Origin of the sequence: Paucibacter sp. DJ2R-2 (assembly GCF_025717675.1) — a bacterium.
Classification (GTDB): Bacteria; Pseudomonadota; Gammaproteobacteria; order Burkholderiales; family Burkholderiaceae_C; genus Paucibacter_A.
In genome coordinates, this window is sequence record NZ_JAJIRT010000001.1 from 943,364 (window position 1) to 965,759 (window position 22,396).

General features: G+C 65.8%; 23 protein-coding genes and 1 pseudogene. 16 read left to right on the top strand and 8 right to left on the bottom strand.

Annotated elements, in window-relative coordinates; genetic code table 11:
* Positions 1-19 precede the first annotated feature (19 nt).
* From purB to LNV28_RS04110, 9 genes are all read left to right on the top strand, one after another.
* Positions 20-1,405 carry an adenylosuccinate lyase gene (gene purB, locus LNV28_RS04070; protein WP_263516370.1) on the top strand — a complete coding sequence of 462 codons (1,386 nt, stop codon included), beginning with the start codon at positions 20-22 and terminating at the stop codon, positions 1,403-1,405.
* Positions 1,406-1,565: 160 nt separating this feature from the next.
* Positions 1,566-2,261: a VPLPA-CTERM sorting domain-containing protein gene (locus LNV28_RS04075; protein ID WP_263516369.1), complete on the top strand. Its 696-nt coding sequence runs from the start codon at positions 1,566-1,568 to the stop codon at positions 2,259-2,261.
* Between the two features lie 242 nt (positions 2,262-2,503).
* Positions 2,504-3,040, top strand: coding sequence for a GrpB family protein (locus LNV28_RS04080; RefSeq protein WP_263516368.1), 537 nt, complete (start codon positions 2,504-2,506; stop codon positions 3,038-3,040).
* Between the two features lie 46 nt (positions 3,041-3,086).
* Positions 3,087-3,554, top strand: coding sequence for a hypothetical protein (locus tag LNV28_RS04085; RefSeq protein ID WP_263516367.1), 468 nt, complete (start codon positions 3,087-3,089; stop codon positions 3,552-3,554).
* Between the two features lie 97 nt (positions 3,555-3,651).
* Positions 3,652-4,023 carry a DUF1801 domain-containing protein gene (locus LNV28_RS04090; RefSeq protein WP_263516366.1) on the top strand — a complete coding sequence of 124 codons (372 nt, stop codon included), beginning with the start codon at positions 3,652-3,654 and terminating at the stop codon, positions 4,021-4,023.
* A 26-nt stretch (positions 4,024-4,049) separates the two neighbouring features.
* Positions 4,050-4,382 (top strand): hypothetical protein, encoded by a 333-nt coding sequence (locus tag LNV28_RS04095; RefSeq protein WP_263516365.1) that lies wholly within the window; start codon positions 4,050-4,052, stop codon positions 4,380-4,382.
* A gap of 48 nt (positions 4,383-4,430) precedes the next feature.
* Positions 4,431-4,949 carry a GNAT family N-acetyltransferase gene (locus LNV28_RS04100; protein ID WP_263516364.1) on the top strand — a complete coding sequence of 173 codons (519 nt, stop codon included), beginning with the start codon at positions 4,431-4,433 and terminating at the stop codon, positions 4,947-4,949.
* The gene (locus tag LNV28_RS04105) at positions 4,949-5,500 is read left to right on the top strand and encodes a GNAT family N-acetyltransferase (RefSeq protein WP_263516363.1); all 552 of its coding nucleotides are present in this window, start codon (positions 4,949-4,951) and stop codon (positions 5,498-5,500) included. Before LNV28_RS04100 ends, LNV28_RS04105 begins: the two co-directional genes overlap by 1 nt.
* 68 nt (positions 5,501-5,568) lie before the next feature.
* Positions 5,569-6,222: a flavin reductase family protein gene (locus LNV28_RS04110; RefSeq protein ID WP_263516362.1), complete on the top strand. Its 654-nt coding sequence runs from the start codon at positions 5,569-5,571 to the stop codon at positions 6,220-6,222.
* A 39-nt stretch (positions 6,223-6,261) separates the two neighbouring features.
* On the opposite strand, the gene LNV28_RS04115 is transcribed toward LNV28_RS04110, so the two are convergent.
* The 4 genes from LNV28_RS04115 to LNV28_RS04130 form a co-directional block, all read right to left on the bottom strand.
* Complete coding sequence (locus tag LNV28_RS04115; RefSeq protein WP_263516361.1) at positions 6,262-7,449, bottom strand: PEP-CTERM sorting domain-containing protein; 1,188 nt, start codon at positions 7,447-7,449, stop codon at positions 6,262-6,264.
* Positions 7,450-7,475: 26 nt separating this feature from the next.
* On the bottom strand, positions 7,476-8,741 hold the full coding sequence (locus LNV28_RS04120; protein ID WP_263516360.1) for a hypothetical protein: 1,266 nt from the start codon (positions 8,739-8,741) through the stop codon (positions 7,476-7,478).
* A 204-nt stretch (positions 8,742-8,945) separates the two neighbouring features.
* Positions 8,946-10,688, bottom strand: a complete 1,743-nt coding sequence (locus LNV28_RS04125; RefSeq protein WP_263516359.1) for a LuxR family transcriptional regulator — start codon at positions 10,686-10,688, stop codon at positions 8,946-8,948.
* A 47-nt stretch (positions 10,689-10,735) separates the two neighbouring features.
* Positions 10,736-11,626, bottom strand: coding sequence for a TIGR02285 family protein (locus tag LNV28_RS04130; protein ID WP_318013823.1), 891 nt, complete (start codon positions 11,624-11,626; stop codon positions 10,736-10,738).
* Between the two features lie 101 nt (positions 11,627-11,727).
* On the opposite strand from LNV28_RS04130, the gene LNV28_RS04135 reads away from it, so the two are divergent.
* From LNV28_RS04135 to LNV28_RS04145, 3 genes and pseudogenes are all read left to right on the top strand, one after another.
* Positions 11,728-12,342, top strand: a complete 615-nt coding sequence (locus LNV28_RS04135) for an NADPH-dependent FMN reductase (RefSeq protein WP_263516357.1) — start codon at positions 11,728-11,730, stop codon at positions 12,340-12,342.
* Positions 12,336-12,770: pseudogene (locus tag LNV28_RS04140) on the top strand (GNAT family N-acetyltransferase); the annotation flags it as partial. The gene LNV28_RS04135 and the pseudogene LNV28_RS04140, both read left to right, overlap by 7 nt.
* Before the next feature lie 105 nt (positions 12,771-12,875).
* The gene (locus LNV28_RS04145) at positions 12,876-13,304 is read left to right on the top strand and encodes a GNAT family N-acetyltransferase (protein WP_263517137.1); all 429 of its coding nucleotides are present in this window, start codon (positions 12,876-12,878) and stop codon (positions 13,302-13,304) included.
* Between the two features lie 27 nt (positions 13,305-13,331).
* Here the strand turns inward: LNV28_RS04145 and pepF are convergent, their stop codons facing one another.
* Both pepF and LNV28_RS04155 read right to left on the bottom strand, forming a co-directional pair.
* Positions 13,332-15,218 carry an oligoendopeptidase F gene (gene pepF / locus LNV28_RS04150; protein WP_263516356.1) on the bottom strand — a complete coding sequence of 629 codons (1,887 nt, stop codon included), beginning with the start codon at positions 15,216-15,218 and terminating at the stop codon, positions 13,332-13,334.
* A gap of 131 nt (positions 15,219-15,349) precedes the next feature.
* Positions 15,350-16,246 carry a TIGR02285 family protein gene (locus LNV28_RS04155; protein ID WP_263516355.1) on the bottom strand — a complete coding sequence of 299 codons (897 nt, stop codon included), beginning with the start codon at positions 16,244-16,246 and terminating at the stop codon, positions 15,350-15,352.
* A 275-nt stretch (positions 16,247-16,521) separates the two neighbouring features.
* Here LNV28_RS04155 and LNV28_RS04160 point away from each other — a divergent pair, with 275 nt between their 5' ends.
* From LNV28_RS04160 to LNV28_RS04170, 3 genes are read left to right on the top strand one after another with little or no spacing between them, the layout of a single operon-like run.
* Positions 16,522-19,389, top strand: coding sequence for a DUF3857 domain-containing protein (locus tag LNV28_RS04160; RefSeq protein WP_263516354.1), 2,868 nt, complete (start codon positions 16,522-16,524; stop codon positions 19,387-19,389).
* Positions 19,390-19,411: 22 nt separating this feature from the next.
* On the top strand, positions 19,412-19,813 hold the full coding sequence (locus LNV28_RS04165) for a hypothetical protein (RefSeq protein WP_263516353.1): 402 nt from the start codon (positions 19,412-19,414) through the stop codon (positions 19,811-19,813).
* 19 nt (positions 19,814-19,832) lie between these two features.
* Positions 19,833-20,234: a VOC family protein gene (locus LNV28_RS04170; RefSeq protein ID WP_263516352.1), complete on the top strand. Its 402-nt coding sequence runs from the start codon at positions 19,833-19,835 to the stop codon at positions 20,232-20,234.
* Between the two features lie 52 nt (positions 20,235-20,286).
* Here LNV28_RS04170 and LNV28_RS04175 read toward each other — a convergent pair whose 3' ends face one another.
* Positions 20,287-21,228, bottom strand: a complete 942-nt coding sequence (locus LNV28_RS04175; RefSeq protein WP_263516351.1) for a sensor domain-containing diguanylate cyclase — start codon at positions 21,226-21,228, stop codon at positions 20,287-20,289.
* 141 nt (positions 21,229-21,369) lie between these two features.
* Between LNV28_RS04175 and LNV28_RS04180 the strand changes: the two genes are divergently transcribed.
* Complete coding sequence (locus LNV28_RS04180) at positions 21,370-21,732, top strand: nuclear transport factor 2 family protein (RefSeq protein WP_263516350.1); 363 nt, start codon at positions 21,370-21,372, stop codon at positions 21,730-21,732.
* Here LNV28_RS04180 and LNV28_RS04185 read toward each other — a convergent pair.
* A complete protein-coding gene (locus LNV28_RS04185; RefSeq protein WP_263516349.1) occupies positions 21,725-22,333 on the bottom strand; it encodes a hypothetical protein in 609 nt (202 codons plus the stop codon). The genes LNV28_RS04180 and LNV28_RS04185 overlap by 8 nt on opposite strands.
* Between the last annotated feature and the right edge of the window lie 63 nt (positions 22,334-22,396).

The window sequence follows — 22,396 nt, forward strand, 5'->3', positions numbered from 1 at the left end:
CCCGCAGCCGCCCACTGCCATGACCACCCAGTCCACCGCCTCGCTTTCCTCGATCAGCGCCCTCTCGCCCCTGGATGGCCGCTACGCCGCACGCGTGGCGCCGCTGCGCCCGCTGCTGTCCGAGTTCGGCCTGATGCACCGCCGCGTGCAGGTCGAGGTGGAATGGTTCATCGCACTGTCTGACGCTGGCTTCAGCGAGTTCAAGCCCCTGAGCGAAGCCGCGCGCGGCCTGCTGCGCAGCCTGGTGGCACGCTTCTCGGAAGCCGATGCCCAGGCGATCAAGGACATCGAAAAGACCACCAACCATGACGTCAAGGCCGTCGAGTACTGGCTCAAGGCCCGCTTCGACGCCAGCACCGAGCTGAAGGCAGCCGGCGAGTTCGTGCACTTCGCCTGCACCAGCGAAGACATCAACAACACCAGCCACGGCCTGATGCTCAAGGCCGCACGCCAGGACGTGTTGCTGCCCACCATCGACCGCATCATTGCCAAGCTCGGCGCCATGGCCCACGCCACCGCGGCCACGCCCATGCTGAGCCGCACCCACGGCCAGACCGCCAGCCCGACCACCGTGGGCAAGGAAATCGCCAACGTCGTGGCCCGCCTGCGCACGGCACGCACCCGCATCGCCGAGGTCAAGCTGCTGGCCAAGATGAACGGTGCCGTCGGCAACTACAACGCCCACCTGAGCGCCTGGCCCGAGTTCGACTGGGAAGGCTTCAGCCAGCGCGTCATCGAAGGCCAGCTGGGCCTGACCTTCAACCCCTACACCATCCAGATCGAGCCGCATGACTACATGGCCGAGCTGTTCGACGCGACCACGCGCCTGAACACCATCCTGATCGACTGGTCACGCGATGTCTGGGGTTATGTCTCGCTGGGCTATTTCAAGCAGCGCACGGTGGCCGGCGAGATCGGTTCTTCGACCATGCCGCACAAGGTCAACCCGATCGACTTCGAAAACGCCGAGGGCAATTTCGGCCTGGCCAATGCCTTGCTGACGCATCTGAGCCAGAAGCTACCGATCAGCCGCTGGCAACGTGACCTGACCGACTCCACCGTGCTGCGCAATATGGGCGTGGCCATCGGCTACGCCGTGCTGGGTTATGAGTCCCTGCTCAAGGGCTTGGACAAGCTGGAGATCAACGAAGCCTCGCTGGCGCAAGACCTGGACAGCGCCTGGGAAGTGCTGGCCGAGCCCATCCAGACCGTGATGCGTCGCTACGCCTTGCCCAACCCCTACGAGCGCCTGAAGGAGCTGACCCGCGGCAAGGCCATCACGGCCGAGTCGATCCGCGAGTTCATCAACGGCCTGGAGCTGCCCGAAGCCGAGAAGACCCGCTTGCTGGCCATGACGCCAGGCAGCTACACCGGCAAGGCCGAGGAACTGGCGCGCCGCATCTGAGGCTGAATCACCCGTTCAGTGCAGAGCCCGACACCCGGGCTTTCACCGATCACCAGCGCCCTACGGGGCGCTTTTTTCTTGGTGTCTTTCCGGGGGGCGATCGCCCTGCTTGCTGCCATGATGCAGCCTCTGCTCCAGCGCCACCCTGGGAGGTATCGCCATGTTTCAGCTGCGCCAATGCCTGAGCCTGACCGCCCTGCTGCTGTGCAGCACCGGGCTTTGGGCCCAGAGCTTCAGCAACCTCGACTTTGAGGCCGCGAACCCGGGCGTCGGACCAGGTCCGGTCCCCGGCCTGCTGAGCTGGGCTGCCGCAGCACCGGGCTGGAGCCACGGCGGAATCGGCGGAAGCGGCGGTAATGGCGACATCGACTTCGTCTACCAGGACCTGCCCCATGTCGGGATCAGCCCCTGGTACGCCTTGCTCGATCGCGAGGCGGGCTCGAGCGTGCTGCAGGGGCGCTACAGCCTGTCTTTTGCCAGCGGCCATGCCTCGAGCCTGGACCCGGGCTCCGCCTGGGTGCCTGCCTACCTGAGCCAGACCGCCCTGATTCCGCTGGATACGCGCTCTGTGCAATGGCTGGGCACGGGTCCGCTGCAGCTGTTGGTGAACGGGCAAGCCCTCACGGGCGTAGCCGCATCGCCGAACGCTTGGGCCGCCGACCTCTCGGCCTATGCCGGACAGATCGCAGAGCTTCGCTTCCAGAACATGGCCCTGAGTCCGCAAATGCCGGTGACCCTGGACGGCATCGCCTTCTCGACGGCGGCCGTGGTGCCCGAACCCGCTTCGGTGTGGCTGCTGCTGGGCGGATTGGCCGGGCTGATGGGCATCCAGCGACGCCGCCGTGCTGGGCTTTGAGTCAGAGTCTGGGCAGGCTGGCGCAAGGCCTGGACAGCGCCTGAAGGAACTGGCATGGCGGATCCGAATGCAGATCTTCCGCTGACCTCAAAATTCAGCGGATGGGTCGAGAAGGAGGTCGGCGCTCCTGCGTGAGGCCCTGCAGTCTGGGCCGCCGCAGCGAGAATGCGCGACACGATCTGTCGGCATGAACGATCCAAGGTTCCGGCAGCCCAAAACAAGACCGCTCCCGAGGAGCCTGCATGGAAGTACTTGTTCAACCCTATGACGCCGAATGGCCACGCCAATTCGAAGCGGAAGCCCAAGGCCTGCGCCAGACCTTGGGCAGCCAGGTGCTGGCCTTGCACCACATCGGCAGCACCGCCATCGTCGGCATCCATGCCAAGCCGGTCATCGACATGCTGCTGGTGGTGGCCGAGCTGAGCGAACTCGACGGCCCCGCCTGCGCACAAATCCATGCGCTGGGTTACGAGGTCATGGGCGAGTTCGGCATCGCCGGCCGGCGCTATTTCCGCAAGACCCGAGCGGACGGCCGGCGCAGCCATCAGCTGCACAGCTTCGCGCTCGGCAGCCCGCACATCGATCGCCATCTCGCGTTTCGGGACTATATGAACGCACATGGCGACGCGGCCCAGGCCTACAGCGCCTTGAAGCAGCGCCTGGCGGCCGCCCACCCGGACGATATGGCGGCCTATATGGACGGCAAGGACGGTTTCATCCAGGAGCAGCAGCGCCTGGCATTGAGCTGGCGCCAGCGCCAGCTCGCACCTGAAGCCTGAGACACTGCGCGCACCGGGCGCTCGCCCCTTTGTTGCACTACCTTCCATGCCGTTTTCTCAAAACCTCCAACTTCGCTACGAACACGACAGCGACGGCTGCGGCGAGCTGTTTGCCGAAGCCCAGTGCGGTGCGTTTTCGGGGGCCGGGTCGGCCTGGTTCAAGCAGGCCGAATTGCTGGCCTTTGGCGAGAGCCTCTACCGCAGCTTCCCCATTCCCGCCGGGACCGAAATCCGCCTCGAGGGCGGCGAGTGGAAGCACGACGGAGATCACTATCGCCTGGCCGATGTCTGGCTGGGCCTGCGGGTCTACCCGCTCGGCCTGACCGGCACGGTCGCCATTCGCGTCGAGCTGGCCGATATCGACAGCCGAGAGCAAGCCCGCGAAGACAGTCAAAGCCGGGCGCGCTTTGAGATCTGCACGGGCTATGAGGAGATTCGCCGCTTCGGGGGCGAACTCTTGCAGATGATGCGCACATCGACTGGCACAGCCGCCCTCTACCGCGACGCGCCATGAGCCACAGCGCAGCGCTTGGCCACCCGGGCTGCTGCCACCACGCTGGCAGTAGCCACGGGCTAACATTCAAGACACACAGACTCACCTGAAGCGCGCCATGGCTGCAAAATCGATTGAACGCTGGCTCGAAGACATCCGCCTGCTCAACGAAGAGGGCCACAGCCTGGCCGTGGCGCTGCGCGCCTTGCTGCAGCGCCAGTTCCAGCCCCTGGAGGAAGAGATCAAGTACGGCGGCCTGTTGTTCGCAAGCGGCCCGCAGTTCTGCGGCGTGTTTGTCTACCGCCAGCATGTCTCGCTGGAGTTCGGCCATGGCGCGGCCATCGCCGATGCGCTCGGGCTGCTTGAAGGCAGCGGCAAGCTGCGCCGCCATCTGAAGCTGCGCAGCTTGGACGACATCACGAGCAAGCAGGTGGCGCACTACCTGACTCTGGGCTTGGCGGCAGCTCAGAGCGTCGAGGGTCCGCCATGAGGGGGCCACGGCCGCGGCGCGTCCGCTTGCTGTGGCTCGCCCTCTTGCCCTGGCTGCTGGCACTGGGTGCCTGTGCCAGCTCGGACCTGGACGCCCGCCTGGCCTATTGGCAGCAGGAGACCGCCCGCGGCCTGCCTCTGGGCAGCAGCCTGAGCGAGGCGCAGGCCTTCTTCAGCGCCCGCGGCGCGACCTTGCTGTGCTGCGTTCGCATGCCGCCCCAGGCCGAGCGGCACTATGTGCTGGAGAGGCGCCTGGGCCAGGGATTCATGAGGGAATACGACGTGGCGGTGCTGGTCGAGTTCTCGCCTGCTGGGCGTGTCGCCTCGCTCAGCGTGCAGCGCTGGGGTGTCGGCTGGTAGGCTGGCAGACCAACGCCATCGCTGGAACCACTGCACAGGATTTGCATCTTGAAGACCCTGCACACCGAACGCCTGAACATCCGCCCCTTGCGCCTCGCCGACGCGGGCTTCATGTTGCGCTTGCTGAACGAGCCCAGCTGGCTGCGCTTCATCGGCGACCGCGGCGTGCACACGCTGGAAGACGCCGAGCGCTATCTGCAGCAAGGTGCGCTGGAAAACTACGCGCGCCTGGGCTTTGGTTTTTGTGCGCTTGATTTGCGCTCCAGCGGCGTGACCGTAGGCATGTGCGGCCTGACCCAGCGCGACTATCTGGACAGCCCCGACATCGGCTTTGCCTTCCTGCCCGAACATGCCGGCCAGGGCCTGGCCTTCGAGGCCGCCAGCGCGGTGATGCAGGACGCACGCGAGGCCTTGGGCCTGCGCCGCATCCTGGCGACCACACGCCTGGACAACCAGGCATCGCAGAAGCTGCTGCTCAAACTCGGCCTGCAGTTCGAACGCATCATTCGCAGCCCCGACGGCAGCCGCGATCTGCAGCTCTACGCCTGGCAGGCGAGCGGCTCCTGATGGCGCAGCCCGCCCTCATCAGCCTGCGCCCGGCCGAGCTGGCTCGCGACCGCGCGGCCTTGCTGCAGCTGAACACCGAGTACATGAGCTGGGTGATGGAGCACTTGCAGCTGCATCTGGGCGTGTCCACCGAGCAAGCCCTGGGCATGCCCTTGGCGGACTATGTGGCGAAACATCTCGATGAGATCTGCCAGCCCCCAGGCGGCCGCTTCTACCTGGCCTACCTGGGCGGCGAGCTGGCCGGCATGGGCGGCTTGCGCGCCTTGACGCCTGGGCTGGGCGACCTCAAACGCATCTACCTGCGCCCGGCCAGCCGCGGCCAGGGCCTGGGCGAAGCCTTGGTGAAGCAGTTGATCGGCGATGCCCGCAACCTGGGCCTGCAGCAGCTCTACCTCGATTCCGCGCCTTTCATGGCGGCGGCGCATCGCCTGTACCGGGCCCAAGGATTTCGCGACGCTGGGCCTTACCCCGGCGCCGAAGTGCCCGAGCATCTGCACCCCGGCTGGTGCTTCATGACGCTGGATTTGAGCGGACCGCAAGAAGCGGGCTGACGGCGCCGCCGTTCGCGGGAAGACTGGCAACTCCACATCGGCGCAGCCCGCGCCAGGAGCCACACGCCATGCACCGCACGATCGAACCCGCCATCCACTACTGGGGCACGCCCGTCGTCCTGATCAGCAGCCTGAACGAAGACGGCAGCGCCAACTTGGCACCCATGTCCTCGGCCTGGTGGCTGGGCTGGAGCTGCATGCTGGGCCTGGATGGCAGCTCGCAGACCCTGCTCAATCTGAAACGCCAGGGCGAGTGCGTGCTGAACCTGGCCAGCGAGGCCAATGCCGAGGCCGTCAACCGCCTGGCCTTGTGCACCGGCACGCCCCAGCTGCCCCTGCACAAGCAATGGCTGGGCTACCGCCATGTGGCGGACAAGTTCGGCGAGGCCGGCCTGAGCGCCCAGCCCTCGGAGCAGGTGGCGCCGCCGCGGGTGCGCGAATGCCAGGTGCAGCTGGAAGCCCAGGTGGTGGACATCCGCCCCTTCGGCACGCAGGACCCCCGCCTGCCCATTGCCAGCTGCATGGTCGAGCTGCGCCTGCTGAGCGCCCATGTGGACGAGGCCATCCTGCAGGGCGCGCAATCGGAGCGCATCGATGCCGAGGCCTGGCAGCCGCTGATGATGAAGTTCCGCCAGCTGCACAGCGGCGGGGGCCAGGTCTTGCCTTCCCGCCTGGCGCAGGGGCCGGAGGAACGCTATGCGCCCTGGAAGCGACGCGTCTGATCGATCATCGATTCGCGCGAGTCTTGAATCGCATGGGGTTCAAGCCGCCTTCCGGCATCGGCGCAGCCCGGCCACAGCCAACAAACCAAGGCTCAGCATTGCGTAGGTCGAAGGCTCAGGCACTGCTGCTGCGATGCTGACCACAAAACCCACCGACGCAGGCGATCCACTGAGATTGCCAAAACCTACGAAGGTTTTGCCGTCAGACGACATCGCCAGCGGCGTACTGAAGTTGAAGGTGTTTCCAACATCAATTCCGAAACTGGCTAGATACGCATCAAAGCTCTGCATTCCCGCTTCTGCGGTCCAGATGAAGCCCAACCCTTGGTAGGGAAGTCCGGCCTGCGGCCGCTCATAGCCAAGAACAATGGTGCCGTCTTCGCTGACCGCCGAGGCTGATCCGTTGTAGCCCAAATTCAGAGTACCGAGGTTGACCGTGCCGGTCGCAGCACTCCAACGCCAAGCTTGCTTCGCATTGCCAGTGCTGCCGATTCCGACTACCCAAGCTCCGTCGGAAGACATGTCCGTCGCCTCACTCAAGGCGCCGCCCGAAGACGAAGTGATTTCGCTACGAATATAGTTGCCATCACCCGCTTCATCGCGCCACAGCATGGGCCGGCGACCATTGCCCCAGCCCACCACGGTCTTGCCATCATCACTGACCGCAGCAGCACGGGTCGAGTTGTTGCCGGAGGACAAGCCAGAATCGCCGAGATTGATCAGGCTATTGGTGCCTTCGCTCCAGACTGTTGCGCGACCTCGACCGGAGGCTGTTCCAGGAGCCCATGCAGCACCAGCGACATGCTGGCCGTTGTTACTGATAGCCCACCCAGCGGACACCTCCACTGGGCTTGTGCCATTGCTGCCGCCGATACCGCCCAACAAAGTCCATTGGCCCGTATCCATTGAGCGGAAGGCCATCTCGTAGCTGTTGTTTGCAGCATTGAATGCCGTACCGCTGACGCGACTGCCGTCAGCTGAAATTCTGGCGCTGCCGCCGATGCCACTGCCAGCAACTCGCCCACCTATGGGCTCTAAGCCTGCGCCGGAAGTCCACATGAAGTACTGCGAGTTGCTTGCATTGGCACCGACGACGATTCGTCCGTCGGCACTGACATCCGAAGGGATAGCCCCCCCAGGCAATTGAGTGAACGAAGCGGCTTGGACCAAGCCACCAGCCAGCAGCATGGCGGAAAAAAACAACGTGCACTTTTGAGGCATGAACATGTTCGATCTCCAGTCGGGTTCTTAGCTCAGAGGGCGGCCAAGCTGTGTCGACGCTTGCTGACGCGTCGCATCAGCACAGGCAGCGCCACCGCGAAGAGCAACCAAGCAGCCGGCTCAGGAACAGGCGTTGTGTGCAGAATGAAGCTAGAGCTGGTGCCGGTCACCTTGTCGAAATAGAGGCCGCTGATGGCCGAGCCGTCGGCGGCCATCGAAGTCAGACTCCAGACATGCTTGTCCGGGCCTAAACCCAGCCCCAAGTCGACCAGGTAGTTGTCAAAAGACTTGGTGACGCCGCTGTTGTGGTCATAGATCCAGGTATCGGCTGTGAGGATGCTGGCATTCGTGCCGGCGAAGAAGAGCGAGAAGCTGCCGATCACCAGACCGTTGTCGGAGACTCCGGTAACCACCGCCTTGTTGTTCCGAAACAGATCTACCGCTGCTGGATTGCTGTAGTCGGGCACCGCATCAAAGGGGATCAAAGTGCCCGAATTGCTGGCGACATCCCAGAACGTGGCTTGGCTGTACGTCATGGTGTAGCCTGCGCCAGGTGGGGCGTAGTTGGTGGCCAGGCCGTTCATGGACCCTCCGGCGCCGTATTTGCCGTTGGCGCTCAGGGCCGCCACTTGAATGTTGACGGCGGTGCCGCTGGCATTGTTGATGGTGGGTGTGCTGACAACATAGCCGTTGCTCGCAGCGCTCCAACGCCACAAGCGATCTTGACCCGCTGAGCCGACTCTCAAACTACCCGCAACAACGCTCCCCTCGTCGCTCACGGCAAAGGCCCTCGCGACACCGGAAGTGCCAGTTGGGGTCAGGTCAATCACGCCGCCGTTTTTGAACACCACAGCATGTGCCACAGAACTCGGCGTACCGGCGGCGGAATAGAAGGCTTGTCCGACAACGGTGCTGGCGTCAGCGGACATTGCATAGGCCATGCTCTGCTGCTTCAAGCTCGAACCGGATACGGCTGAGTTCGAATAGACCCCCAGGCTGCCCAGCGTTGTCCAGGTTTGTGTGGCGATGTTGAAGGTGGCCGCCTGGCTGAAGCCATTGGCCGCCGTGGCGTTGCCGCTCAATGTGCCGCCATTGGCGCTGATGCCGCCAACGCCACCAAAATTCTGCGCCGCAGAGTTCCCGCCAACGCTCAACAGGGCACCGCTGGCGGAGTCGTAGTACAGATGGCCGGTGGAATCGCCTGACACTGCTGCCCCCCCATTGGAGGCAAGGCCAGACCAGCTGTAATTGGCCGGCGGGGCGAACACCTTCAACTCATAGCCGGCATGCGCCGCCATGGCAGCGCTGATCAGTGCGGCGTGGACAAAAGCTTTGGGCAGAGCGCGGGGCATGGCTTGGACCTTTCAGAAGATAGGTCCAAATTCTGGGAGCCCGCACAGATGGCGTCACTCGGGTCTAACTCGCTTCGCCCCCCCCCGCCCACCCCCCCGCCAAAGCGGCTCAGAGTCGGACACCCCCCTCAGTCACGGGGACGACAGCATTCAGGCTCCTGTGAGGAGCCCCAGGGTATGGGCCCGCATCACCGCCTCTCGACGCGATTTCACCGAGAGCTTCTTGTACAGGCCCTTCAAATGCCATTTGATGGTCTCATCGCTGACGCCAAGTGCCTGCGCGATGTCCCGATTGGAGTAGTGGCGCGCCAGGAGCTGCAAGACCGCCCGTTCCTTAGGCGTTGGCAAGGTCGAGTCGATATCGCTGCGGTCATGCGTGAACTCAATCGGAGGCAAGGCAAGCCCGGCTTCGCTCGCCACATCTTTGCCGGTGGCATAACCCAATAGTTGCAGCACCGCACGAGGATTCTTGAGGCTCAAGACCTTGTCCTGCGCGCCAGCCAGCCCGGCCATTCGCAGATATGCATAGGCCTGGGCCATGTGATCGGCCTCGGCCCATGCATCCGCCAGAAAGGCCAGCAAGGCCGAAGGAGGCTGCCAGCCCGGAATGCTCATGCCGCGGTCAAGCGCCGTCTGTGCAAAATGAACCGTGGCTGTTGGCGCAGTCATACCCGCCGGAGCGGGCAGTTTGCGATGCCGATGCACCTCCGCCAAAGCCTCGCTCACATCGATAGCAACCGCCGCATAGCCATAGCGCTTGATCAGGACTTGCGCCTCATCGATAGCAGCCATAGCCTCGTCAATGCGCCCGAGCCCGGCCAAAGTGCGGGCCTGGCGTGCGAGGAGCTTGGCCAGATTGACGGTCGACTTGGCCTCGCGATGCAAGCGGATGGCTTCTGCCATCACATCCAGCCCCTCCTGCGATCGATCCAGACCTGCCAGGGTCAAAGCCATCTCGCTGCAAGCAAAGGCTGTGACTCCGCCCGGCGGAGCCAAGCGCAGAAGCGTCATGGCATCACTCAGCACAGCGCGGCTCTCTTCGTATCGGCCCAGGTGGCGAAGTACCCGCCCGATTTGAATCTGACTGGTCCCCACCAAGACCGGCCATCGAGTCCGACGAGCCATTTCGGTAGAAGCTTCAAAGCAAGTGGCAGCCTGACTCAGGTCGCCCAGTTCCAGCCAGGCATTGCCTTCATTCATCGCCAGAATGCAAGCCAGCCGCAGCATGCCCATTTCGTGGGCCAGCCGGCCTGCACGCGCAAACAGGTCAGCCGCTCCAGCCGGCTCGCGCAAGCTCAGCGGCAAGGCCTGAGCAAACAGCGCCAGCGCCTGGCAGGCTGCGTCCTCCGGCAATGCCACAGAAGCAGGAGCAAGCCCCTCCCTTGTGGGCATGGCATCCAGGGTGCTGACGCTGGCTTCACAGCGTAGCAATCCTGCCGCGATACCGCTGCGCTGGGGGTCACTCGCATCGGCAAAGCAATTTATTCCTTGCTGCAGCGCATGCAGTTCACGGTCTCGCTGTCCGCCAGCCTTGGCAAGGCTGGCCTCGATCAGAAACGCATCGCCCTCAGAGATCGGGTCATATTGAACGCTGAAATGTGCACGCGCCCGGGCCAGCAGAGCTTCGGCCTCGTCAAGGCGAGAAAACAAGGCCGAGATCTCGCTTGCGGCCAAAGACAGGCGCACGATAAGGGAGCGAGTTTGCTCGGGCTCTAAGGGATGAGACGCCAAGCGACGCTCAGCTTCTGCGATCAAGGCCATGGCCCGCAGGCTGTCGCGTTGCCGCAGGTGCCAGACCAACTCCACCATGGCCTGCACGCGAGCCCCCCGCGTAGCAGACTCCAAAGTCTGCTCAAGAAGTGCCAGTTCTTCCTCGGCGATCGCGAACTTCATGCCGCGATCTTAGGGGCTCGGTGGGGCTGAGCCGTTCGGAGCACCCCTCATGGCGCGCCCAGACCTGGCGTCAAGTGCCGCCGGGCCTGATTGAAGGCACGCATGGCTGGGCCATACATGCGTTCTCCCGCTGGGCTGATCCACCGAGAGTCCGGAAGCCCTAGCCCGGCAATACTTGCCAAATGCGCAAGGATGCGATCAATGCGCAGAATCGCCTCGCGGCCCCAGGGGGTACGCGGACAGACAGCCACCACAACGTCCGGGGCTTCACTGCCTTGGATGGGGAGAATCATCAAGTCCTCGTACTTGTGCCCTTCCAGCTTCTGGCGATGCAAGACCAGGAAGTCGTAGTCGATGGTGTAGTCAGCACGGTCCAGCCGCAGCATCTCAAAGAAATTGCCGCCCATACTGGCGCCGCCCAGCATCGCCACATTGGCGCCGGCCGGGCGCTGACTCAAAACAGAGTCCAGTGCAGCCCCGTAACTGCGCTTGCGGACGAACACACCGCGCACACCCGGCAGAGCCAGCAGCTCGGGCAAACGCACTCGCCCGGCCTCATCGAGAGGCAACTGGTCGCGCACGCGCTTGTGGGCGATCAACTGGACCGGGCGTACCAAGCGGACATCGCTGAGCCAATAGCGCTGCTCGCGCTCGGGCGTCCTCAAACCCCCTACAAAGCAGATCGGCTCACCGGCGTCGAGCATGGCATAGATGCGCGCGGCACTGGCCACCAGATAGCGATGCTCCATGCCAGGCATCTCGCGCACGACGGCCTTCAGCGTTTCGTCGATGATGCCGAACCCGGGCTTGCCATCGATGGGAACCGAGACGGGCGCAAAATCCTGCATGGCCCAAGTCATCGTCGCCTGAGCAGAGCAAAGGCTGGCTGAGAAGGAGAGCATCAAGGTCAGCAAACAAGATCGAAAGACGTGTTGCATCCCTTAATGCTAACCAATGTTGTTCGTTCGCGAGCACTCCCTAACGGCACCGTTGCCAGCCCACTGTCGACGCCTACAAAACGGTGCCTTACATGATTCAAATGCCTTTGCATACGCACACACCCATAGAAACGCTGCCGTCGACCCAGCCCACTGCCTCGCCCCGAGTCCTGGCCTTGTGCGGCAGCCTGCGCCAACACTCGCGGTGCAAGGCCTTGCTGGAGGCGAGCCGGCTGCGCGCCGGGCCGGATCTGCGCTTCAGCCACTTTGAGGGTCTGGGCGCGCTGCCGCTGTTCAACCCCGACCTGCTCGAGGCCCAGGCGCCGCCAGCCGTTCAAGCCTTCTGGAGCGCGGTGGACGCGGCCGATGTACTCCTGATCGCCAGCCCAGAATATGCGCACGGCGTCACGTCCGTCATCAAGAACGCGCTCGATTGGCTGGTCGGCCACATCCCCTTCACCGACAAACCGGTGGCGGTGTTCAACCCCTCGTGCCGCGCCAGCCATGCCGATGCGGCTCTGAAGGAAACCCTCCGCACCATGTCGGCTCGCTTGATCGAGGGCGCCTGCCAGCAGCTGGATGCCACGCGCAGCCGCTTGAGCGCCCAGGACATGGCGGCCAGCCCCGACTTTGCGCCCACGCTCGATGCCGCCCTGCAGGCCATGCGCAGCTTCGCGACCCAACACATCCACACCGACACGCAAGCCTCATGCTGATCCCCACCCTGCACACCGAGCGCCTGAGCCTGGAACCGCTGAGCGCCGATTGCGCCGCGCTGTACGAACGCTTTTACAGCGATGCCCAGGCCTCGGCCTTCTACAACGGCCCGCTGAGCCCGGCCGCCGCCTGGGCGCGCCTGGCGTCCGATCTGGGCAGCTGGCATCTGCAAGGCTTCGGGGTCTGGGCCATCCGGTTGCGGCAGCCCGACGGCCCGGGCGAATGGATCGGAGTCTGCGGCTACTGGCAAGGTCACGGCTGGCCGCGCGAGCTAACCTGGTGGCTGCTGCCCGAGTTTCGCGGCTGCGGTCTGGCGCAGGAGGCCTCGGTGGCGGCCATCGCCCATGCCTACGAGCAGTTTGGCTGGGAGCAGGTGCAGACCTACACCAAGGATGACAACCACGCAGCGCGCCAGCTGGTGCAGCGGCTCGGGGCTCAGGTCTTGCGTCGCGAGGCCTTTCCCGACGGGGTGGAGCGCAATCTCTATCTGCTGCCCCGGCCCGTGCCTGCCGATCCCTGTGCGCCCGCAAACCTGCAGCTGCTGCTCAGCGAACAGGCCGACGAAGCGCTGCGCCAGGCCATCGTCCAGCCACTGGTGGCCTACAACCAGAGTCACGCCGCGCCCAGCCAAAGCCGGCCGCTGGTGATCAGCGTTCGCGATCCGCGCAGCGGCGCCGTGCTGGGCGGACTCTGGGGCTACACCTCCTATGGCTGGCTGTTCACCCAGCTGCTGGTGGTGCCGGAAGCGGCGCGCGGCCAGGGCCTGGGCCGGCGCCTGCTGCAGATGGCCGAGGCCGAGGCGCAAGCGCGCGGCTGCCACGGCGCCTGGCTGGACACCTTCGAGTTCCAGGCCCGGGGCTTCTACGAGAAGCAGGGCTACCGCTGCTTCGGCGAGCTGCCGGACTACCCGCAGGGCGGCTCGCGCTTCTTCATGCAAAAGGCATTGCCGCCCGCCCTCTGAAGCGCGGCAAGCCTTCTCCTTTTCCTTTTACTTCTTCGCCAGCAACGTCTCCAGCTGGTCGATCGCCCGATTCATGCGGCGCAGCAGCGCGCGGTAAGGCTCGGGCGTGGCCAGGTCCAGGCCGGCGGCGCGGGTCAGGGCGTAGGCATCGGCCGAACTGCCCGACTTCAGCAAGGTGAAGTAACGCTCACGCAGCGCGGTGTCGCCCTGGCCAATGCCCTCGGCGAAGAAGGCCGCGGCGCTGACGCAGGTGGCGTACTGGTAGACGTAGAAGTCGCGGTAGAAGTGCGGGATGTAAGCCCACTCGATGCCATAGAGCGGGTCGATCTTGACCACGTTCTGCGCGTCGCCGTGGTAGCGCTTGAGCAGATCCAGGTAGATCTGGCTCAAGCTTTCGCCGGTGACGGCCTCGCCTTTTTCCACCGCCTCATGCGAGGCCAGCTCGAACTCCGCAAACATGGCCTGGCGGAAGAAGGTGCTGCGGATGTTCTCCAGCTGCTGGCTCAGGGCGAAGATCTTTTCCTCGCGCGTCTTGGCGTTGGCGATCATGTAGTCGGCCAGCAGCAGCTCATTGGCAGTGGACGGGATCTCGGCGATGAAGGTTGAGTAGTCGGCCGTCTCGAAGGGCTGATTGGCGTTCGAGTAGACCGAGTGCATTGCATGGCCCCACTCATGGGCCAGGGTGGACATGCCCAGGTAGTCGCCGTTGTAGCTCATCAGCAGGAAGGGGTGGACGTCATAGGCCGCGCCGTTCATGTAGGCGCCCGAAACCTTGCCGCGCTGCGGCACCGAGTGCATCCAGTTCTGCTTGAAGGCCGCGGCCAGCTTGCCCGTGTACTCGGCGCCCAGCGGCTGCAGGGCAGCCAGGGTCAAACGTTCGGCTTCGGCCTGGCTATATTCGCCCGAGGGCTTGGCAAGGGGCACATACATGTCCTGGTAGCCAGCCTTCTTCAGGCCCAGCACCTGGCTGCGCAGCTTCAGATAGCGGTGCAGCGTTGGCAGGCCGGCATTGGCCTCTTGCACCAGGCTGCGGTACACGGCCTCGGGGATGTTGTCGCTGCCCTGGGCCATGGCCACGCTGCTGGGGTATTTGCGCGCCCGGGCCATGAAGACGGTGCCACGCAGATTGGCCGCATAGACCGCGCCGAGCGTGCGCTCATACGCTTTGTAGACCGGCCAGAAGGCCTTGAACACCTGCTCGCGCACTTTCGGGTCGGCGTCCGAGCGGTAGGCGGTGTACTGCTCCTGGTCCAGCACCACCTCCTTGCCGCGGATCTTGATCTTGGGCCAGGGCAGATCGGCATTGGTCAAGAGGCCGTAGATGGCGCCGGGCTGCTGCAGGGGATCGGCGGCGCCGGCCAGCAAGGCCTCTTCCTTGGGGCTGAGCGTGTGCTCGGCCAGGCGCAGCATGGTGCGCAAGCCCTGGCCATGCTTGGCCAGGCCGGCTTCCGCGGCCAGGAAGCCCTCGACCTTGGGCGCCCCCAGGGCGCCGACCTCGGCGCTGACGAAGGACGCGGCCTCGCCGAACTGGTTGCCCACGGCATCGGCCAGCTGGCGGCGCGCCTGGGCCTCGCTGTTCTGGGTGTTCTCGTCGGCCTTCTGGAAGGCATAGGACTGCAGGCGATTCAGGCGCAAGCGCAGGGCCGAGATCTGGTCCAGGCCCGCGCGCAGGCTTTGCGCGCTCTGGCCCAGCGTGCCCTGCAAGGCCTTGACCTTGGGCAACTCGGCCAGCAAGGCCAGGCGCTCGGCGTCCCAGGCGGCGTCGCTGGCGTAGAGCTGGCTCAGGTCCCAGACCTGGGTGCCGGCCGGGCTGGCCTGTGCCTGCTTGGCAGCAGGCCTGGCGGCGGCCTGGGCCGGCTCGGTGGATTGCAGCAGCAACAAGGCAGCGGCGAAAGCAAGAGCGGTACGTTGCATGGCGATGAGTTCCCAGAAAGGCGGAGCTGAGGAATTTGCGGAGGCCCGCATTGTGCGCGGGCGTGAGCCGCTCAGCCGCTGGTCACGGACGGGTATTCCCTGGGCTGCGGCAGACCGCCGCCGTGGCTGGCTCAGGGTGCGCCCAGGCCCGGCGTCGGCACGCGACGCGTCAGGTTGAAAGCGCGCATGGCCGGGCCGTAGAGGCGATCGACTTCCGGCGTGGTCCAGCGCGGGTCGGGCAAGCCAAGGCCGGCCGTGCGGGCCAAGCCAGCGAGCACATGGTCAATGCGCTGGATCGCCGCCAGACCCCAAGGCGTGCGCGGGCAGGCCGCCACCACCCTCACCGGCAGGTCATTGCCCTGAATGGGCAGGATCACCAAGTCCTCGTGCTTGTGGCCGTCCAGGCGCTGGCGATGCAGCAGCATGAAGTCGTAATCCAAGGTGTAGTCCGCGCGGTCCAGACGCAGCATGTCGTAGAAATTGCTGCCCATGCTGCCGCTGCCCAGCATCGAGACCGTAGCGCCCGCCGGGCGCTGGGCCAGCTGCGCATCGAGAGCCACGCCATAGCTGCGCTTGCTGACGAGCACGCCACGCAGGCCCGGCCGGGCCAAGAGCTCGGGCAGACGCACACGGCCGGCGCCATCGAGCGGCAGCTGCTTGAGCACGCGCCGATGGGCGATCAGCTGCAGCGGTGGCGCCAACTTCACATCACTGAGCCAGTAAAGCTGCTCCCGCTCAGGGGTACGCAGGCCACCGACAAAGCAGATCGGCTCACCTGCGTCGAGCAGGGCATAGATGCGGGCGGCGCTGGCCACCACATAGCGGTGCTCCATGCCCGGCATTTCACGCACGATGTCCTTGAGCAAGGCGTCGTTGATGCCATCGCCCGGTTTGCCGTCCACAGGCATGTAGATGGGCGCGAAATCCTGCAAGGCCCAGCTCATGACCGGCTGGGCGCGGACCACGCCTGGGGCCAAGGCCAACAAGGCGAGCAAGGCAAGCCAGAGCCAACTTCGGTGTACACGCATGATGGACCCATGCTAACCCGTCCAATTCGGGCGCCCAAGCGCGACCGGGCTCAGGAACAGTTCCCTGCGGCGGGCAGCGCACGGGCTTTCCCGCAAAGACAAGCCGCCAGAAGCGCCCCATCGGCCCGACATAATCTCCACCCAACACAGCGCGCCGGCACCGGGCCGACGCAGGCACACGCCAGGGAGGCGCAAGTCCATTCATGCGGCAGCAGACCACACAAGGTTTTCACATTTCATTTGTTCCCACGGCACTCCAGCGGGCCATCACCCGCTTGGGCACATATGCCCTGGCACTGCTGACCATCGCCAGCGGCGCACTGGCCCAGCCTGCGGTGCCGGCCAAAGCCAACGGCGGGGTAGCCTACAGCGCCAGCCCAGCGGCCGGCAGCAAAAGCAAGAAGCCAACGGCCACAGCGACCAGCAAAGACAGCAGCGACGGCTTCAGCCTCAGCCCCGTGCCGTCCTGGGTGCAGCCTTTGCAAGCCGAGGCGCCGGCAGGTCTGCCCAGCGCCCCGCTGCAGGTCCTGCTGATCGACCGCCAGACTCGCATCGAGCCCGCCGGCACCTGGCGATACCAACATGTGCTGCGCCAGATCAACGAGGCCTCGGGCCTGCAGAAGGGCGCGCAAATCGAGTTGGACTTTGACCCCAGCTTCCAGAAGCTGCAATTCCATCGCCTCGAGGTCTGGCGTGATGGCAAGCGCCTGGACCGACTGGACCGCAAGCGCATCAAGTTGCTGCACCGCGAGCCGCAGTTGGAGCGCCAGATCATCGACGGCCGTATGACCGCCTCCATCGTGCTGGAAGACTTGCGCGTGGGCGACCGCGTCGAGTGGGCCGCCTCCCTGGTCGGCGACAACCCGGTGTTCGGCGGCAAGTTCGTCGATCAGGAATGGACCAGCTCCAGCAGCGGCCCGGTCGGCTTGGTGCAGCTGCGCCTGCTGAGCCCGGCCGAACGCAACATCCAGCACCGCGTGGCCGAGCCCAGCGTCGAAGTCAGCAGCCGCGTCGACGGCGCCTGGCGCGAAACCCTGTTCAAGCGCCGGCTGGTGCCGCAGTTCCATTACGAGGAAACCTTGCCGATCGGCGTCATGGTCAAAGACCAGGTGCAGTTCAGCGAGTTCGCCAATTGGGCCGAGGTGGCCAGCTGGGCCGAGCAGCTGTTTGCCAAGGCCATGCTGCCAGCCGAAGCACTGGATGCCCGCGCCCGCGAGATCGAAGCCCAGGCCCAAACGACCGAAGAGCGCCTGCGCCTGGCCCTGGACTTTGTGCAAAAAGAAATCCGCTATTTCGGCACCGAGATCGGCGCCAACTCGCATCAGCCCGCCCCCACCGAGCAGGTACTGCGCCAGCGCTTCGGCGACTGCAAGGACAAGGCCGCCCTGCTGGTGACCCTGCTCAAGAAGCTGGGCATCGAGGCCACGCCCGCCCTGGTGGCCGCCAGCCTGCGCAGCGATGCCGCCCAGCGCCTGCCTAGCCCCCTGGCCTTTGACCACGCCATTGCTGCCGTGCAGCTGGGCGAGCAAACGCTCTGGCTCGACGCCACCCGCAGCCAGCAACGCGGCGCCCCGGCCGAGCGCCAATCGGTGGGCCTGGGCGTGGGCCTGGTGGCCAAGGCTGGCAGCAGTGAGTTGAGCCGCCTGCCGGCCGCCCGCGAAGCCCTACGCCTAGAAACCGTTGACACCTTCAGCTTCCCCCGCCTGGACCAGCCCGGCACGCTGCGCAGCGTCAGCACCTACCACGGCGATATGGCCGAGTGGATCCGCGAGGCCCGCGCCGCCCTGCCGGCCACGGACTTCCGCAACCTGCTGGCGGCCGAGACGCTACGCTTCTACCCCGGCCTGGCCGTGGACGGAGAGCCCGAGCTCAGCGAGCTCGATGGCCGCAATGCCTTGCGCGTGGAGCTCAAGTACCGCAGCGGCGAGTTCTGGACTTTCCCCGAAAAGCGCTGGCTGGCTGGCCCCATCGCCTTGCCCAGCCTGGTCGCCCAGCTGCGCCTCCCTGACCAGACCCCACGAACCCAGCCCATGCGCCTGGCGATGAACGGCCGCTACCTGCACACCGTGCGCTACGAGTTTGCCGAGCCGCTCTACAGCCAGCCCAGCGACAGCCGATTCGAGGAACGTAACGAGCATTTTGAGCTGCGCCTGCGCTACCGCGGCGAGCCCAAGATGCAGCAGATCGAGGGCGAGCTGCGCCTGCAGGCCGAACAGGTGGCTGCCGGCAAGTGGAGCGCCTACCGCGACCAGCTCAACAAAGTGGCGCCGCGCCTGGCCAACACCATCACCGTGCCGGTGCTCGGCGCCGACGACCTGGCCGGCCTGCGCCGTGACATGACGGCCCTGACCGACCGCATGCGCAATGGCTCGCTCAAGGTGCTGACAGAAACCCAAGGCAGCGCCCATGCCCGCCTGCTGATGATGGACCGCATCCTCGCCGCCGACCGCCTGCCGCCCAAGCTACGCGCCGCCGCCCTGGTGGAGCGCGCCATTCAGCTCGACCACCTGGGCCAGTCCGACCGGGCCCAGACCGCGCTCTACGACGCCGCCCAGCTGCACGAGGAGTCGCCCGAGGTGCACGCGGCCCTGGCCGTCAACGCCCTGATGCAGCGCAAGGACGAGCAAGCCGTCAGCCACGCCGAGCGCGCTCTGGCTCTTGCGCCCAACGACACCGGCGTGCGCTACACCCGGGTTTACGCTCGCTACTTCGGCGGCCAGCTGCAGGAAGCACAGAAGGAGCTGCAGGAGATCCTGCAATCGGGCAGCGAGGTTGAGCGCGGCTACGGCAGCATCTGGCTCTATCTGAGCAGCCGCAAGCTGGGCCAGGACGGCCTGGCCGCCATCCGCGAGCTGCGCCCCAGCGGCGACAAGCCAGCCTGGCCCTACCCGGTGCTGCAGATGCTGCAGGGCAGCCTGGACCTGGACGGCGCCCTGGCCCTGGCCCGCGAAGGTAAGCCCGAAGCGCAAGCCGACCGCGGCCGCGACTGCGAGCTGTACTTCTACGCCGCACAAAAAGCCCTGCTCGACCAGGACCTGCCCAAGGCCCGGAACTACTTGAAGAAGAGCCTGGCCACCGGCGTGGTCGAATTCAACGAGTACAGCATGGCCCAGCGTGAGCTTGATCGCATCGGCGTGCGCTGACTCTCACCGGCCGGAGCCCACGATGACGCCCTTGTTCAAGAAACTCAACCTGGGCCAGCAGCGCCAGCTCACCGTGCTGAACGCCCCGGCCAGCTTCGAACCCGAGCTGAGCGCGCTGCTGACGCAAGACCCGGGTTTGAAGCTGCAGCGCCAGGCCCATGGCCCGGTTCGCTTTGCCCTTTCCTTTGCCATCACCGAGGCCGAGCTGGATGCGGCCTGCCGCGCCCTGCTGCCTCTGGCTGAGGGCGACGCGCTGATCTGGATCGCCTACCCCAAGCAAAGCTCGAAACGCCTGCGCGGCGAGTTCCACCGCGACAGCGACTGGGCCCTGCTGCGTGCCGCCGGCTTCGACACCGTGCGCCAGGTCGCCATCGACGAAGACTGGTCCGCGCTGCGCTTTCGCCGCCAGCAATACATCGGCTGAGCCGGAGGAACTGAAAGCGATGTTCTCCCACATTACCGTCGGCGTCAGCGACTTCGACCGAGCCCTGGCCTTCTACCGCCCGCTGATGGCGGCCTTGGGCCAAACCGAACGCTTTTGCGACCCCGCGCGCCCCTGGGCCGGTTGGCAATCCAGCCCCGGCCCGCGGCCCCTGTTCGTGATCACCCGGCCCTTCGACGGCCAGCCGGCCCAAGCCGGCAACGGCGCCATGACGGCCTTCCTGGCTGCCGACCGGGCCACGGTTCGCCGCGCCTACGCAATCGCCCTGGCCCAAGGCGGGCAATGTGAGGGCGCACCCGGCCTGCGCCCGAACTATCACCCGCACTACTACGGCGCCTACTTCCGCGACCCGGATGGGAACAAGCTGTGTGTGGCTTGCCATGAGGAGGAGGCGCAGGACTGAAGCGCGCAAGCTCGCCCAGCACCGTGGCCGTCGCGAGCCCTAGAGCTGTGCCTCACCCCGCCCACATCCACCGGTCCCGCCCCGCCGCCTTGGCTTGGTACAGGGCTTCGTCGGCGCGGTGGCAGAGCTCGGCGATGGTGTCGCCGGAGCGGGCCAGGGTCAGGCCGGCCGAAGCGGTATAGCGCATGGCCGCTTGCTCGGGCGCCAGAGGCGCGGCCTGGCGCGTGCGTTCGAGCAGGCGTTCGATCACGGCCTGGGCCTGCTCGGCGCTGACGTCAACCAAGAGCAGCGCGAACTCCTCGCCGCCCATGCGGCCACAGGCGTCAACGCGGCGGCTGCAGGCTTGCAGCTGGCGGGCGAAATCGCAGATGACGGCGTCGCCGGCCGCATGGCCGAGGCTGTCGTTGATGCGCTTGAAATGGTCCAGGTCCAACAGCGCCACGGCCATCTGGCCGGCGCCAATCTGCACACGGCTGAGCTGCTCTTGCATCTGCTGCAGCACATGGGCGCGGTTGCTGATGCCGGTCATGGCGTCGGTCTGGGCGGCACGCAGGGCACGGTCGCGCTCTTGGCGCAGGGTGCGGCCGTCGATCTTGAGCGCCGTGATGTCGCTGGCGCTGCAAAACATCCAGCCATCCGGCTGTGTGGTTTCGGTCATCCAGATCCAGCGGCCATCGATCAAATCGGCCTCGAAGGCGCGAAAGGGCTGCTTGCCGCGCCGTGAGGCGGCACCGGCCAGCCAGGCCTCGGCATCGGCCGCGCTCATCACATTGCCACGGCCGCTGGCGAGGTTGCGCCGCATCATGTCCAGCCAGCGAGTCTGGCCATCGGGCCGCACATCAAAGGTCTGGCAAAACGCTTCGTTGGCGAAACGCAGCACGTCCTGGTCGTCAAACAGGGCCAGCAGTTGCGGGCTGGCTTGGTGCAGGGCCAGGAGCTGTCGCGCCAGCAAGGTCTGCTCGGCATCGGCCTGGCTGAAAGGGGCGGCGTCCATGCTTAGGGTGGGCTATGTGGCACAGCAACTGCAGAGCGCACATCTTCGCCGCAAATGGGCGGCCTTGTGGCGACATTGGGAAGCAGCCGTCGCGTTCCAGCACAGAGAATGTGAGCCTTGCTCGCGACGGGACGCTGCCCCATGACCGAAGAACTCGCCCCGCTGATCCTGCGCCTCGAAACGCAGCGCACCCAGGCCCTGGTCGCCAAGGACCTGGCCACGGCCGAGCGCTTGCATGCACCGGACTACCAGCTCATCACGCCCGGAGGCGGAAGCTACGACAAGGCCGGCTATCTGCAAGCTGTGGCCAGCGGCGAGCTCAACTATCTGGGCTGGCAGATCGAGTCGCCGCAGCTGCGGCTGGCGCCCACCATGGCCTTGATCCGCTACCGTGCCGCCCTGGAATTTGCCAGCGGCACGGTGCGCTGCTGGCACACCGATGCCTATGAATTGCGCGACGGCCAATGGCAGGCTGTTTGGTCGCAGGCCACCGCCATCAAGTAGCGGCCGACGCTTCTTCTCGTTGTTCTTCCGCTTCCACCTGATCGGCCAAGCTGTGCGCGCAAGCGGCTAGACGCAGCAGTGCCGAGTGCGGCAGCACGGTCTGCAAATGCTGGCAGACCCGCAGGGCATAGCGGGGCCGGGTCAACACGGCCAGGCGCTCCAGCACCTGGTCCAGTGCCTCCATCAATTCCTCTTCTGTGCCGCTGGTGTGCACCAGGGCGGCAAGCGCCTGAGCCTCGGGGCCGCGGATCATCTGCAGGACATCGACGATGTACATCTTGGCGGCGGCCGAGGAGCGCCGCTCGGCCTGGGCGCTGACCTGAGCCGGTGCGACGGCGGCCGCCGTTGGAGGCGTCGGGTTGGGCGACGGTCTGGGCGGCGGACTGAGGGCCGGAGCGGCAGGCCGGGTCAGAGTCAGGAAGCCCAGGCCAGCCAGGCGCTCCATGGCGGCTGCGCCACCCACACCCACCATGCCAGCCAGCTCCTGCAAGGCCCGCTCGCCATTGGCCAGCACCAGGATCTGGCGGTCACGGGCATTCAGGGCGGGGTCACGCAAGCGCAAGGCCTCGCGCCCGGCCTCGGTCTTGGCGGGGTATTTCATGGCGGCAGCTCCGCAGGAGAGGAATCAGCGCGGCTCAGCCGCTGGAGTCACTTTGTAGCGCCA

Excerpts from the sequence above, each read along its gene's own strand:
- purB (WP_263516370.1), top strand. The coding sequence starts at position 20 with ATGACCACCCAGTCCACCGCCTCGCTTTCCTCGATCAGCGCCCTCTCG.
- LNV28_RS04075 (WP_263516369.1), top strand. The coding sequence starts at position 1,566 with ATGTTTCAGCTGCGCCAATGCCTGAGCCTGACCGCCCTGCTGCTGTGC.
- LNV28_RS04080 (WP_263516368.1), top strand. The coding sequence starts at position 2,504 with ATGGAAGTACTTGTTCAACCCTATGACGCCGAATGGCCACGCCAATTC.
- LNV28_RS04085 (WP_263516367.1), top strand. The coding sequence starts at position 3,087 with ATGCCGTTTTCTCAAAACCTCCAACTTCGCTACGAACACGACAGCGAC.
- LNV28_RS04090 (WP_263516366.1), top strand. The coding sequence starts at position 3,652 with ATGGCTGCAAAATCGATTGAACGCTGGCTCGAAGACATCCGCCTGCTC.
- LNV28_RS04105 (WP_263516363.1), top strand. The coding sequence starts at position 4,949 with ATGGCGCAGCCCGCCCTCATCAGCCTGCGCCCGGCCGAGCTGGCTCGC.
- LNV28_RS04110 (WP_263516362.1), top strand. The coding sequence starts at position 5,569 with ATGCACCGCACGATCGAACCCGCCATCCACTACTGGGGCACGCCCGTC.
- LNV28_RS04115 (WP_263516361.1), bottom strand. The coding sequence starts at position 7,449 with ATGTTCATGCCTCAAAAGTGCACGTTGTTTTTTTCCGCCATGCTGCTG.
- LNV28_RS04120 (WP_263516360.1), bottom strand. The coding sequence starts at position 8,741 with ATGGCGGCGCATGCCGGCTATGAGTTGAAGGTGTTCGCCCCGCCGGCC.
- LNV28_RS04125 (WP_263516359.1), bottom strand. The coding sequence starts at position 10,688 with ATGAAGTTCGCGATCGCCGAGGAAGAACTGGCACTTCTTGAGCAGACT.
- LNV28_RS04130 (WP_318013823.1), bottom strand. The coding sequence starts at position 11,626 with ATGCAACACGTCTTTCGATCTTGTTTGCTGACCTTGATGCTCTCCTTC.
- LNV28_RS04135 (WP_263516357.1), top strand. The coding sequence starts at position 11,728 with ATGCCTTTGCATACGCACACACCCATAGAAACGCTGCCGTCGACCCAG.
- pepF (WP_263516356.1), bottom strand. The coding sequence starts at position 15,218 with ATGCAACGTACCGCTCTTGCTTTCGCCGCTGCCTTGTTGCTGCTGCAA.
- LNV28_RS04155 (WP_263516355.1), bottom strand. The coding sequence starts at position 16,246 with ATGCGTGTACACCGAAGTTGGCTCTGGCTTGCCTTGCTCGCCTTGTTG.
- LNV28_RS04165 (WP_263516353.1), top strand. The coding sequence starts at position 19,412 with ATGACGCCCTTGTTCAAGAAACTCAACCTGGGCCAGCAGCGCCAGCTC.
- LNV28_RS04170 (WP_263516352.1), top strand. The coding sequence starts at position 19,833 with ATGTTCTCCCACATTACCGTCGGCGTCAGCGACTTCGACCGAGCCCTG.
- LNV28_RS04175 (WP_263516351.1), bottom strand. The coding sequence starts at position 21,228 with ATGGACGCCGCCCCTTTCAGCCAGGCCGATGCCGAGCAGACCTTGCTG.
- LNV28_RS04180 (WP_263516350.1), top strand. The coding sequence starts at position 21,370 with ATGACCGAAGAACTCGCCCCGCTGATCCTGCGCCTCGAAACGCAGCGC.
- LNV28_RS04185 (WP_263516349.1), bottom strand. The coding sequence starts at position 22,333 with ATGAAATACCCCGCCAAGACCGAGGCCGGGCGCGAGGCCTTGCGCTTG.